Raw genomic sequence first — 12,413 nt, forward strand, 5'->3', positions numbered from 1 at the left:
TCTGTAGAAGGGCAGCCAGTTTTTGATTTCATATTTCTCATTCGGAGGATTCGGTTTGGTTACGCGGAAGAATCAAAACCTCCACGCGTCTGTTCTGGGCACGGCCCTCTTCGGTATCATTCGAAGCAACCGGCTCAAACTCGCCGAACCCTTTGGCGCTGAAATCTCTTGGATCGAGGTCAGGATTTTCGAGCACAATTTCCATGAAATGGACCGCCCGCATGACACTGAGCTCCCAGTTTGTGCTGAAGTCCGCATTCGCGATAGGGGTGTCATCCGTATGGCCGCTGATAATAATGTTGCGAGGGGGGTTTAATACAAGCAGCTCGGACATATCCTCAGCCGTTTCAAGAGCTTCTTCGCGTATTTCAGCTTCACCAACATTGAATAAAATATTGTCTTTGATGGAAAGGAGCAGGCCATCATCGGAGAGGCGGGTCGTAAACTGGCCTTCAAGCCCCCGTTCATCAATAAAGCCTTCCACTCTTTCCTGAAGCTCGGCAAGTTCGTTTTGGTCTTCAGCCTCTTCGATTGCTGTTGGAGGGCTTTCATCGATATTATCTTCGGCATTCAGCTCTTCGACAGAGTTTCCGGATTCATTAATGCCGCTTCCGCCAGTGAAAACCGAGTTAAAGGAATCGGAGATCTGATCAAATTTCCGGGCATCCACTTCACTTGATGCAAACAACACAATAAACAGCGCAAGCAGCAGGGTTAAGAGGTCTGCGTATGGGAGTAGCCACGCTTCACTGACGTGCTCTTCCTCTTCTTTTTTCCGCTGCCGCCGCCTAGCCATTTTCGGTACCTTCTTTCCATTCGGTTTCCTGGGCTGCCTCCATAATCTTTTCGCGATCCTTCGCCGGAACGTACATTAGAAGCTTTTGTTCAATCGTTTTTGGGGGCTGGCCCTCCTGAACCGATAATACACCTTCAATCATGACACTGCGGACATGGATTTCGTGCTTGGATTTGCGCTTGAGTTTATTGGCAAAAGGATGCCAGAGTACGTAACCGGTGAAAATACCCAGAAGGGTGGCTACGAAGGCAGCACTGATTGCTTCTCCGAGTTTATCAATGTCAGACATGTCGGCAAGCGCCGCAATGAGACCGACCACAGCGCCCAGGACACCGAGTGTAGGGGCGTAGGTTCCTGCCTGGGTAAAAATAGAAACGCCTGTTTGATGACGGGATTCAATGGCTTCGAGCTCTTCGCTCATAATGTCACGGATAAAGTCCGAATTTTGTCCGTCCACCGCCATTGTCATACCATTGCGGAGAAAGGGATCCTGAATGTCCTGTACGTCGCCTTCAAGAGCCAGAAGGCCTTCCTTTCTTGCCGTCTGTGCCCAGCTGGAGAACATGGGAACAAGCTGCGCGACGCTCCATTCATTTTGGTTTTTAAATAAAACACCGAAAAGCTTCGGGACGTTTTTTAATTCGTTACCAGGGAAAGCAATTACTACAGTGGCAATCGTGCCTCCAAAAATAATTAATAGAGCGGCCGGGTTCAGCAAAGAGATAAGCTCCATCCCTTTTATGGCGATACCGCTCATGATAGCTGCGAATGCTATTATAATACCGATGATTGATGCCTTATCCATACGTATCAATCCTTTTATGTTTGATTCTATTGTTTATATCGGCGCTTGGGATGCTAACATAAAGAAGGATGGAAAAATTCTTAAGGAAGTAAGGAATAATTAACTAGGCAGACGGTCTCGTAAATACGAAAGCATGAAGACCGCCTTGAATGGCAGAGAAAGGATGCGCATGATGAAAAAATGGATGATCGTTGCAGGAATGTCAGGGCTTTTGCTCAGCGCTGGCTGTGCAAATAACGGGAACGGAGACAGCGGGAGTGACGAAGCTGAAGAAAATTCTTCGGACGCTCCTGAGGAAAGTAACGAAGAGAGTCAGGAAGAAACAGAGAGCGATGCAGAAGAGGAGACAGAGCAGGCAGAGAATGACGAACAGTCAGATGCAGGAGAGGAGCCACCTGAGAGAGGAGAAGAGGGGGATTTGGAGAATCCCTCGGCTACAGACGCATTAATTAACCGGGAATACCACCTGCCGTCAGATTATGAGCCGGAAAACTTAGTAATACCGGATGTGGCTTTTCCATTTGAGGGAGAACCCCAGAAAAAGTATATGAGAGAGGAAGCCGCAGCGCAGCTTGAAAGCATGTTCGCGGAGGCTGAAGAAGAGGAAATTGAGCTTTCGGCTGTGTCGGGATACCGTTCGTATGACCGCCAGGAAAGTATATTTGCGGCCAACGCGGAAGAAGACGGGGAGGAGGAAGCGAACAAATATAGCGCAAGGGCCGGAGAAAGTGAGCATCAAAGCGGGCTGGCTATGGACGTGAGCACTTCATCTGTCGGCTATTCGTTAACGACAGATCTAGGTGACACAAAAGAAGGGGAGTGGCTTGAAGAAAATGCGCATGAGTATGGCTTTGTAATACGCTATCCGGAAGATAAAACGGATATTACCGGCTATCAGTATGAACCCTGGCACGTGCGATATGTAGGAGAGGATTTGGCCGGAACGCTTCACGAAAATGACTGGGTGCTGGAAGAGTATTACGGAGAAGAGCTTGAAGAAGAGTCATCAAACAGCGAAGAAGAAAAATAAAGCCGGGGTGTGCCCCCAGGCTTTATTTTTTAATCTTCATCAATTGTCGGCAGCTCGGTTTTTGCGATTTTTTCATCCAACGCTTCGTAATCGTAGTACGAAATAGTACGGTACAACTCTTCGCGTGTCTGCATATCCTCAAGCATATCCTTTTGGGTGCCTTTGTCATGAATTTCCTGAAAAACCCGTTCGACTGCCTTGGCAGCGGCCCGCAGGGAAGTAACCGGATAGATGATCATATTAAATCCCCAGGATTCAAACTGATCAGCATGATAATACGGGGTGCGGCCAAACTCGGTCATGTTAGCAAGCAGCGGCGTGCTGGAGAGGCTTTTTCCGGCCAGTCGGAAATCCTCCTCTGCGGAGAGAGCTTCCGGAAAAATACCGTCTGCGCCCGCTTCCCGGTACAGGGCTGCCCGCTCCATAGCTGCTTCCATTCCCTCCACACCTTTGGCGTCGGTACGGGCAATAACGGCTAGCGTCGGAGCTACTTCTTTAATAACTTTAATCTTTTGAACCATTTCTTCAGCCGATACCAGTTTTTTGCCGTTTAAATGCCCGCATTTTTTCGGGAGGTCCTGATCTTCAATCTGGACGGCGGCCACACCGGCTTCGGTCATTTCCCGGGCGGTGCGTGCCACATCAAGCACTCCCCCAAAGCCGGTATCAATATCAACGAGCATCGGGAGCTTTGCTGCGCGGACAATATCCCGGGCCCGTTCAGCAACCTCATGGGAATGAATGATGCCAAGATCCGGCAGGCCCCGGCTCGCTGTATAGGCAGCGCCGGATAGATATAAAATGTCAAAGCCGGTGTTTCTGGCGATCAGTGCAGACATGCTATCATGAACACCGGGAATCTTCACCGCCGGCTTCTGATTAATACGGTCACGAAATAATTGGGCGAGTTCTTTTTGGGAAACAGGTTCTTCGGTTAACCAACTCAATGTATTTCCTCCTTTTAGTAAACCCAGTCTGACATAAAGTGATGAACAGGAGTTTCCGCCAGCCGGTCATGGTCGAGCATTTGTTCCAGAAGCAGGGAGGCCTGTTTCGGAGGGTAGTGAGCATTCAGATTCTGTCGGCATTTTTCGATAATCTGCGGCTTGGCCTCTTCCCGGCGGCGCTGGTGGCCAAGCGGGTATTCCACTTCTGCTGGAGCGGTGCTCGTGCCGTCCATAAAATGAACCTGCACCTGATTGGGAATTGAACGCTTAGACGGATCCAGATAATCTTCAGTGTACTGTTTGTTTTCTTTCACGATCATTTTGTTCCGGAGCTGATCAATTACCGGATTTGCAGCAGCGGAATCCTCATAGTGATCAGCGTCAAGCCGGCCGAAGATCAAGCCGACGGCTGTCATATACTGCAGGCAGTGATCCCGGTCCGCTGGATTTTGCAGCGGGCCGGTTTTATCGATAATACGGATAGCAGCTTCGTGAGTAACAATGTCGATGCGTTCAATATCCTGCAGCCGTTCTTTTACATCCCGGTGCAGTTCAATAGCGGCTTCCACAGCGGTTTGGGCGTGGAATTCAGCCGGGAAGGAGACTTTGAACAGGACGTGCTCCATCACGTAGGCATCCATTTTTGGCACAGACAGCTCTTCTCCATTCATCATTACATCCTGAAAGCCCCAGCCTTTGGCAGAAAGAGCTGTAGCATATCCCATTTCGCCTTTGACAGCCATTAAAGCGAGGCGGACTCCGCGGCTCGTGGCATCACCGGCGGCCCAGGATTTACGGGAGCCGGCGTTAGGATAATGGCGGTACGTACGAAGACTGGAGTTATCCACCCAGGCGTTGGAAACCGCGTTGATCATCTCCTGTTTACTGCCGCCAAGCATATGGGTGACCACTGCTGTCGTAGCTACTTTAACGAGAAGCACGTGGTCGAGCCCGACCCGGTTAAAGCTGTGATTTAAAGCGATGCATCCTTGAATTTCATGGGCTTTCACCATGGCGGTTAAAACGTCGTTCATCGTCAGAGGCTCCCTGCCTTCTGCCACGCGCTGCCGGCTTAGATAGTCTGCGGTGGCAAGGATGCCCCCGAGATTATCTGAAGGGTGACCCCATTCTTTGGCAAGCCAGGTATCGTTATAATCGAGCCAGCGGATCGCGCAGCCAATATTAAAGGCAGCATGTACCGGGTCGAGTTCAAACTGGGTGCCTGGCATGCGGGCACCGTTTGGGACGATTGTGCCTGGAACAATAGGACCCAGATGCTTAGTGCACTCTGGATATCTTAATGCCAGAATCCCTGCCCCTAACGTATCCATTAATACATAGCGGGCAGTGTCATACGCCTCGCCGCTTGAGATTTCCTGATCGTATACATAGTCGGCAATATCGGTCAGTAAAGCATCTGTCTGCTGCATCGTCTGGTTCATCCTCATTTCCTCCTTTAGGTTAACGTAATGTCCCGCGGCCCGGTGTAATTGACTCTCGGACGGAACAAACGGTTATTGCTGTGCTGCTCGATCACGTGGGCCCCGAGTCCGGCTGCCCGCGATGCAAAAAAGATAGGCGTATACAGGTCAATGGGGATGCCGAGCAGATAATACACCGGCGCTGCATAATAGTCCAGGTTTGGATGCAGGCCTTTTTCTTCTGCAATAAGCTCTTCGCCGCGTACGCACATATCATACAGGTCCATGCGATCCTGCTTTTCCGCGAGTCGGTGCAGCGATTTTTTCATCAACTGGGCGCGCGGGTCCATTTTTTTCATATATACCCTGTGGCCAAATCCCATGATCCGTTCTTTGTTGGCCAGTTTTTCCCGGAAGAGCCGCTCGACTCCGTCCGGGGTGCCGGCTTCCAGCAATAGATGCATAACGGCTTCGTTGGCTCCCCCATGCAAAGGACCTTTCAGAGAAGCTACCGCCCCCGTGAAGGCACCATACATATCGGCCTGGGTGGAAGCAATCACCCGGGCTGCAAAGGTAGAGTTCGGCATTTCATGCTCAATGTAAGCCACAAGAGACTGATCAAACACTTCGGTTTCCAATGCTGTAGGCGTTTTCCCGGTGAGCATGTGAAGCATATTGGCACTAAAAGACATTGAAGGGTCTGGAGAAATTAGCGGTTCATGCTGCTGTGTACGATAGCTGCCCGCCATAATGGCAGGTATAGCACCGAGCAGTTTAACCGCTTTTTCCTGGTTTGCTTCTGGGGAATGGTCATGCATATGCTTCTCGAAGCCGGCAAGCAGGGAAATGCCGGTACGGAGCATATCCATGGCGCTCATCGAAGCAGGAAATAATGAAAAGGAAGAAGTCAGAGATTCGGGCAGTTCGAGCTGTTGATAAAGGCGGTCCTGGAAAGACTCCTTCTCTGCTGCGTTTGGAAGAGAGCCGTAAAGCAGCAAATAAGCAACATCCAAAAAATGACGGTTTTCTGCTAATTCAATCAGGTCGTATCCGCGTATAACAATTTGTTCCTGATCGACATCAAGATAGGAAATCGACGTTTCGGCGGCAATAATACCTTCGAGTCCGGGACTGTACTCGTTCTCTGCAGACATAGTGGTGCCTCCTTTATTTTTAAAGCGTTTTCAAAAACGGTTAAAAATATAAGCTGTTTCTTTGTATAATTGTATACAATTATTTGGAAAAAGGCAAAGCCCTTTTCGACGTGCTGCTAGAAAGAAGAAATATGAAATTCAAGCGTTTCTTTCGTAGAGGCTAAGCTTCTGCGAATATGGGCACGCATGTAATGCTCGGCCGCCGGGCCATCTTTTTGTTCGATAGCAGAGAGGATTTTTTCGTGTTCAGATACTGGAGTGTCGATTGTATAATCAGGGTGCCGGTATCCGCTGAGTCGCCGGTATCTTTCAAGGCGGCTGTTCAGCTGGTTTAAAAACTGAACCGCCGTAGGCGAAGCGTGTTCATATAATAAATGATGGAAGCGGCTGCCATACGTAATGGAAGTGAATCGTTCATCTGCTTCAGCCATATGCAGAAGTGCTTCTTTCATAGCTGCTACAGCCTCAGAGGATGCCCGCATGGCAGCTTCTTTAGCCACAAGTCCTTCGAGCGCTTCCCGGACGGCAAAAATATCGACGGCTTCTTCAATGCTGAGCGCCTGGACTTCCATACGTCCATTCGCTTTTTTTACAATTAATCCTTCGAGCTCGAGACGGTAGAGCGCCTGACGGAGCGGCGTACGGCTTACTGCGATTTCTTCAGTTAACTGTTCCTCGCGAAGCGCCTGCCCTGGAGAATAATGAAATTCAATAATGTTTTGCTTTAAAGCCTCGTAAGCTAAATCGCTTACGGATACACGGCGTCTCTGCACAAGTCACCGCTCCCTTCGGTTTGATTTTGTCTATTATAGCAAAAAAGAGACCGGCACTGGGCCGATCTCTTTATTCAGTATTCTTCTCCGACTGTGGTGCGACCCGGAAGGCACGGAAGGTGTACGTAAACATGGCAAGGGCGAACAGAGAAATCAGGGTCAGGGCGAGATAAACGTTAGAATAAATGGCACTGCTGCCTCCGGAAGCAAACGGGTTCAACGAAGTGGTTACGCCCTGAATTTCCAGCACAGCTCCAAAGATTGCGCTGCTGAAGGCTCCAGCCATAAAGTTCATCAGGTTGAACATGCCAATGCCGACGCCTGTTTCATTTTCTTTAAGAACAGAAGACAAAATATTGGCGGTCGAGCTCTGGATAAGAGGAAAGCCTATATAGGCGATGATTAGAACAACAGAGACAGCGACCGCGGAAACGCCGGCAAACCCGGAAAGCAGTATTGTTCCAAAAGCAATGAAAATCAGGGCGGCGATAACGACTACTTTTGGGCCGTGACGGTCTGCAAGGTCGCCCCCGGTGCGTCCGAGAAAGCCGGCAAGTATTGCTCCCGGAAAGATAACAAGGCCGATCTGCGTAGTGGAAAGTTCATACAGCTCTCTGGTCATAAGCGGAATGATAAACAAAAGTCCGAACATGCTGCACACTCCGAGAAAGCTCGTCAAAATGGTGACGGTATAATATTTGTTTTTCAACAGGGACGGGCGGATGAAAGGATCATCCGCTTTCGCCGTCCGAACAGAGAAAACAGCCATAAAGACAATAAACATAAATAGAAAGATCCATTGAAGAGTAGTCACAAACAGTAAAATTCCGGCGATGGCTGCTCCGAAAAGCGCGGCTCCTAAATAATCGATAAACCCGGAGCGTTTTTCTTCATCCGGCAGCCATTTTCTGAGAAAAGGCAGGGCTAAAAGCGATAGAATAGAGAATAAAAACAAATAACGCCAGCTGAGCCATCCTCCGAGCAGCCCGCCAACAATTGGCCCCACGCCGGAAGCGAAGGCTACTGTAGAAGAAATCAGACCAAAGACGCGGCCTTTATCCTCCGGGAAAAAGCGGGCAGGTATCACAAACCCGAGTGCGGGAATGGTTGCTCCGCCTGCCGCCTGAAGCACCCGGGCGACGAGAAGCATGGCAAAGCTTTGAGAAAAAAGGCCGAGCGTTGCACCGGCGGCAAAAAGGATGATGCCAAAGGTAAGCAGAGCTTTAATGGAATAAAAGTCTGCTAATTTTCCATACATCAAGGCCCCGATAGCGTAGACCATAATGTACGAGGTAAGCACCCAGCTGACCTGGGAGGAAGGAATGCCGAAATACGACTGGATATCCGGAATAGCTACGTTAAACATGGTGCCGTTCATAACTGCGATGGTTAAAATCAAAGCTACCAGAAAAATAAGCTTCTTTTTCTGAGCCGGGCCGACGTGTAAAGACTCATTCGTCATAAAATTTCACGCTTTCTATTATTAGTTTCAGGGAAGTTGTTTTTGTATGGAACTATCATATATTAACTGAAACAAAACCTGGAAACAAATATAATGAACGAGGATGTCCAGACACTTCGACGAATCACAAAGTCGTCATTCTCGTCTTTAAGATTATGTGATAATATAAAGTGGTGGATTTGTGTATATGAAAAATTACTGGGAAGTGTATCTCAGCTGACTTTTACTGTGTTTTAAAGACTTATTACATAGAGTACGGCTATAAATGGCAGGTCTGCACCGAGCAGAATATAGAAAAATTAGAATAGGAGAGTCTCACTGTGTATATAGATATAGATGGGATTAACGTGAACTACCATGTTTCCGGCGAAGGGGAGGATGTCGTCTTATTACATGGATGGGGCGCAAACATTCAAGCATTTGCCCCGGTGCATCAATCGCTGGAAAAGAACTTCCGGGTCTGGTCTATTGATTTTCCAGGCTTTGGTCAAAGCGGAGAGCCGCCCGAATCCTGGACGGTCGGTGACTACACTGAAATGCTGAAAAAATGGCTGCAGAAAACCGGTATAGAGAACCCGATTCTCATCGGCCACTCCTTCGGAGGCCGGGTTTCGATTAAGTACGCAGCGGCGGGCAATCCGGTGAAAAAAATTATTTTGGTGGACAGCGCGGGTGTTAAGCCAAAACGAAAGCTGAAATATTACGTAAAAGTATATACGTATAAAACCTTTAAAAAGCTGCTGAAGCTGCCGGGATTAAAAAATCGTGAGCAGGAAATTCTAAACAAGGTCAAAGGCCGGGTCGGATCGGCAGATTACCAAAATGTTTCCGGGGTGATGCAGCAGACTATGGTGAAGGTCGTCAATGAAGACCTGCAGCACCATTTTGAGCATGTTACGTCTCCAGTACTGCTCGTATGGGGAGAAAATGACGAGGCCACTCCTGTATCGGACGCCAGGATCATGGAGCAGAAAATGCCAAATGCGGGCCTTGTCGTGCTGCGCGGGGCCGGACATTATTCGTACATTGACAATTTAAATGAGTTTTTAATCATCATTGATCACTTTTTAAGAAACGAAAATCAGGAGGCCGCACAGCATGATTAACACTATATTAGCAATTCTATACCTTGCGGCTTGGGCTTTTTACACGGTGCGCTTTACGAAACGGAGCACACATATGCTTCAGCAGAATTCCTACAAGAACGAGCGCTTCTGGGGATGGATTAAAGGGCACGCTTCGAGAGCATTTCCGATCCGGAACACGATCGGCCTTGTAGCTGTCGTGCCGTTTCTTTTCGGAGCAGAAGCATTAGGGCTGATTATTGGCTTCCTTTATTTTCTTTTTATGGCCCTGACCATGCCGCAGCTGCAGGAGAAAAAGGCACTGGTAATCACGGCGCGGGTGAAGCGGTTGTTTATCACCATCAGTGTTCTTTTTGCGCTGTTTACTGCAGCAGGGCTTCTGCTGGGTAACACGGCTTTATTTTATACGTTTGGGTGGCTCGTGTTTTTAACAGTCATTGCGACGATTCTTACGTATTTTATTACAATGGGCGCAAACTATATTAATTATCCAATGGAACGGAAAATCAGTCAGCACTACGTCAATGATGCAGAACGAATTATTAAATCGATGCCGGATCTTGAAGTTATAGGCATCACGGGAAGCTACGGGAAAACAAGCACGAAGCATATGCTTGAAACAGTTCTTTCCTCTGAATTTAATACGCTCATGACACCGGAAAGCTACAATACACCGATGGGTGTGACGAAAACGATCCGTACGATGCTGAAGCCCTACCATGAAATCTTTATTGCTGAAATGGGCGCGAAAAGGCCGGGAGACATCGAAGAAATCTGTGACATTGTGCACCAGCGGTACGGCGTTTTAACGGCGGTAGGCGAGCAGCACCTCGAAACATTCAAAACGCTCGATAATATCAAAAAAACCAAATTTGAAATTGTCGAAACGCTTCCGCAGGAAGGTACTGCCTTTGTAAATAAAGACGATGAAAACATTATGAGCTACGAGCAGCAGAATCAATGCCGTACGATTTACTACGGCATCGATGCTGAAGATCTGCACTACCGGGCCAAAAATATTGGATACTCTTCCAAAGGGACGTCGTTTACCGTGGTAAAATACGACGGCACCACTGCAGAGATTCAGACTAAACTGCTCGGCCGCCATAACATTTATAATATTTTAGCTGCTGTGGCTATTGGGGCCGAGAAGGGCATCTCGTTTGAAAAAATAGCGAGAGCGCTGCGGAAGGCACAGCCGGTGGAACACCGTCTGGAGCTTAAGAAAACGAACGGGAACATTACGATTGTTGATGACAGCTTTAACTCCAATCCGGTTGGCTCTAAGATGGCTATGGAAGTATTGAGTCATATGCCGGAATACAAAATTGCCATAACACCGGGTATGGTTGAGCTTGGGGAAAAAGAATACGAATTAAATAAAGCGCTCGGTACTTACATGGCAGATGCGTGTGATTTCATTATTTTGGTCGGTAAGAAACAGACTGTACCGCTTCAGGACGGATTAAAAGAAAAAAATTATCCGGAAGAGCAGCTGTACGTTGCCTCAGATCTTCAGGATGCTTTGGCAAAAATGAACGAAATTGCCACCCGGCCATCTGTGGTACTGCTTGAAAATGACCTTCCGGATTCATTCAACGAGTAAAGACATGGGGAGTGGAATAATATGAAAACGAGAATAGGAGTATTTTTCGGCGGCATTTCTGTCGAACACGAGGTTTCTGTCATTTCAGCTGTACAGGCTATGGAATCCATGGATGAAGACCGGTACGAAATTGTTCCGATTTATATCAATAAAGAACGAAAATGGTATACCGGCGATATTTTAAGGGACATTGAAGCCTACAAAGACATGCCGAAATTATTGAACGAGGCTCAGCAGGTGCTGATTACGTACGGAGAAGAAGACAATGTTGTCCTTCAGAAAAAGCCCGCACCTAAATTTGGTAAAAAAGAAGTGGCAGCCATTGATGTTGCTTTTCCAATTGTTCACGGAACGTTCGGCGAAGACGGAGCGCTTCAGGGGCTGTTTGAGCTTTACGGCCTGCCTTACGTCGGCTGCGACGTAGCCTCTTCGGCCGTAGGCATGGATAAGGTGATGATGAAACAGATTTTAAGAGATTCCCGTCTTCCAGTACTAAATGATGTCTGGTTCTACAGCAACCACTGGGCAGAGGATACCGAAAGTGTCATTGCTATGATTGAAGAAAGTGTGCATTATCCGGTAATTGTAAAACCGGCTAACCTTGGTTCAAGCGTCGGTATCGGCACAGCAAAAAATCGGGAAGAACTGGAGCAGGCGGTGGAAGAAGCCACTGAATTCGCAGGGAAAATTCTCGTGGAAAAAATGCTTGAAGGTATGACAGAGGTGAACTGCTCTGTTGTTGGCGACTATGAAGACGTAGAAGCATCAGTGATTGAAAAGGTGCTCAAAACAGATGAAATATTGAGCTATAAAGACAAATATCAGGGCGGTAAAAACGGTAGTTCATCCAAGGGGATGGAAGCGACAGACCGGGAAATCCCGGCGCCCATCACAGAGGAAAAAGCAGGCGAAGTACGGGAATTGGCTAAGGATACGTTCCAAATTCTCGGCTGCAGCGGCGTCTCCAGAATCGATTTCCTGATTGAGGACAGCACCGAAACAGTATTTGTAAATGAAATCAATACGATCCCGGGCTCGCTTTCCTTCTATCTATGGGATCCGGCTGGGAAAAGCTACAGCGAATTGATTCACCAGTTAATTCAACTGGCATTAAAGCGGAAACGGGAAAGAGAAAGACTGACGTTTTCAATCGATTCCAACCTGTTTTCTCTTCAAAGCGGCCAGGGAAGTAAAGGCGGCACAAAAACAGGCTCTGCATCCAATCGACAATAATTGTTCAGCCGGCCTGTGACGACAGGCCGGCTTTTTATATACTGACAAAGCAAAATATAAAAATATCAAACTTTTTTGAATATAGTAATTTGGTTGCAAGA

General features: G+C 48.0%; 11 protein-coding genes. 4 read left to right on the forward strand and 7 right to left on the reverse strand.

Translation table 11 applies throughout. The annotated features are described in order from the left end of the window. Positions 1-37: 37 nt before the first annotated feature. Positions 38-796, reverse strand: coding sequence for a flagellar motor protein MotB (motB, locus tag ACTRXF_RS05140; RefSeq protein WP_474278145.1), 759 nt, complete (start codon positions 794-796; stop codon positions 38-40). Beyond that, the gene (gene motA, locus ACTRXF_RS05145) at positions 789-1,601 is read right to left on the reverse strand and encodes a flagellar motor stator protein MotA (RefSeq protein ID WP_022794276.1); all 813 of its coding nucleotides are present in this window, start codon (positions 1,599-1,601) and stop codon (positions 789-791) included. The genes motB and motA overlap by 8 nt, the downstream gene beginning before the upstream one ends. Before the next feature lie 172 nt (positions 1,602-1,773). Between motA and ACTRXF_RS05150 the strand changes: the two genes are divergently transcribed. Then, positions 1,774-2,631 (forward strand): M15 family metallopeptidase, encoded by an 858-nt coding sequence (locus tag ACTRXF_RS05150; protein WP_474260886.1) that lies wholly within the window; start codon positions 1,774-1,776, stop codon positions 2,629-2,631. A 29-nt stretch (positions 2,632-2,660) separates the two neighbouring features. Here ACTRXF_RS05150 and prpB read toward each other — a convergent pair whose 3' ends face one another. The 5 genes from prpB to ACTRXF_RS05175 form a co-directional block, all read right to left on the reverse strand. Continuing rightward, positions 2,661-3,578: a methylisocitrate lyase gene (gene prpB, locus ACTRXF_RS05155; protein WP_474260887.1), complete on the reverse strand. Its 918-nt coding sequence runs from the start codon at positions 3,576-3,578 to the stop codon at positions 2,661-2,663. A 14-nt stretch (positions 3,579-3,592) separates the two neighbouring features. Then, positions 3,593-5,020, reverse strand: coding sequence for a bifunctional 2-methylcitrate dehydratase/aconitate hydratase (locus ACTRXF_RS05160; protein WP_474260888.1), 1,428 nt, complete (start codon positions 5,018-5,020; stop codon positions 3,593-3,595). 14 nt (positions 5,021-5,034) lie between these two features. After that, a complete protein-coding gene (gene mmgD, locus ACTRXF_RS05165) occupies positions 5,035-6,153 on the reverse strand; it encodes a citrate synthase (protein ID WP_474278147.1) in 1,119 nt (372 codons plus the stop codon). Positions 6,154-6,269: 116 nt separating this feature from the next. Beyond that, positions 6,270-6,926, reverse strand: coding sequence for a GntR family transcriptional regulator (locus tag ACTRXF_RS05170; RefSeq protein WP_474260890.1), 657 nt, complete (start codon positions 6,924-6,926; stop codon positions 6,270-6,272). 70 nt (positions 6,927-6,996) lie between these two features. Continuing rightward, positions 6,997-8,388, reverse strand: a complete 1,392-nt coding sequence (locus ACTRXF_RS05175) for an MFS transporter (RefSeq protein WP_474278149.1) — start codon at positions 8,386-8,388, stop codon at positions 6,997-6,999. 320 nt (positions 8,389-8,708) lie between these two features. On the opposite strand from ACTRXF_RS05175, the gene ACTRXF_RS05180 reads away from it, so the two are divergent. From ACTRXF_RS05180 to ACTRXF_RS05190, 3 genes are read left to right on the forward strand one after another with little or no spacing between them, the layout of a single operon-like run. Further along, positions 8,709-9,494, forward strand: a complete 786-nt coding sequence (locus ACTRXF_RS05180; RefSeq protein WP_474260892.1) for an alpha/beta fold hydrolase — start codon at positions 8,709-8,711, stop codon at positions 9,492-9,494. Continuing rightward, the gene (locus ACTRXF_RS05185) at positions 9,487-11,079 is read left to right on the forward strand and encodes a UDP-N-acetylmuramoyl-tripeptide--D-alanyl-D-alanine ligase (protein WP_474278151.1); all 1,593 of its coding nucleotides are present in this window, start codon (positions 9,487-9,489) and stop codon (positions 11,077-11,079) included. The genes ACTRXF_RS05180 and ACTRXF_RS05185 overlap by 8 nt, the downstream gene beginning before the upstream one ends. 21 nt (positions 11,080-11,100) lie before the next feature. Further along, positions 11,101-12,312 (forward strand): D-alanine--D-alanine ligase family protein, encoded by a 1,212-nt coding sequence (locus tag ACTRXF_RS05190; RefSeq protein ID WP_474278153.1) that lies wholly within the window; start codon positions 11,101-11,103, stop codon positions 12,310-12,312. Positions 12,313-12,413: the final 101 nt, after the last annotated feature.

Source organism: Marinococcus sp. LNHM3E3-2.2, assembly GCF_056034385.1.

Bases quoted from the DNA above. Each gene is read 5' to 3' on its own strand.
- ACTRXF_RS05160 (WP_474260888.1), bottom strand. From the start codon at position 5,020: ATGAACCAGACGATGCAGCAGACAGATGCTTTACTGACCGATATTGCC.
- ACTRXF_RS05150 (WP_474260886.1), top strand. From the start codon at position 1,774: ATGAAAAAATGGATGATCGTTGCAGGAATGTCAGGGCTTTTGCTCAGC.
- mmgD (WP_474278147.1), bottom strand. From the start codon at position 6,153: ATGTCTGCAGAGAACGAGTACAGTCCCGGACTCGAAGGTATTATTGCC.
- ACTRXF_RS05175 (WP_474278149.1), bottom strand. From the start codon at position 8,388: ATGACGAATGAGTCTTTACACGTCGGCCCGGCTCAGAAAAAGAAGCTT.
- motA (WP_022794276.1), bottom strand. From the start codon at position 1,601: ATGGATAAGGCATCAATCATCGGTATTATAATAGCATTCGCAGCTATC.
- motB (WP_474278145.1), bottom strand. From the start codon at position 796: ATGGCTAGGCGGCGGCAGCGGAAAAAAGAAGAGGAAGAGCACGTCAGT.
- ACTRXF_RS05190 (WP_474278153.1), top strand. From the start codon at position 11,101: ATGAAAACGAGAATAGGAGTATTTTTCGGCGGCATTTCTGTCGAACAC.
- ACTRXF_RS05185 (WP_474278151.1), top strand. From the start codon at position 9,487: ATGATTAACACTATATTAGCAATTCTATACCTTGCGGCTTGGGCTTTT.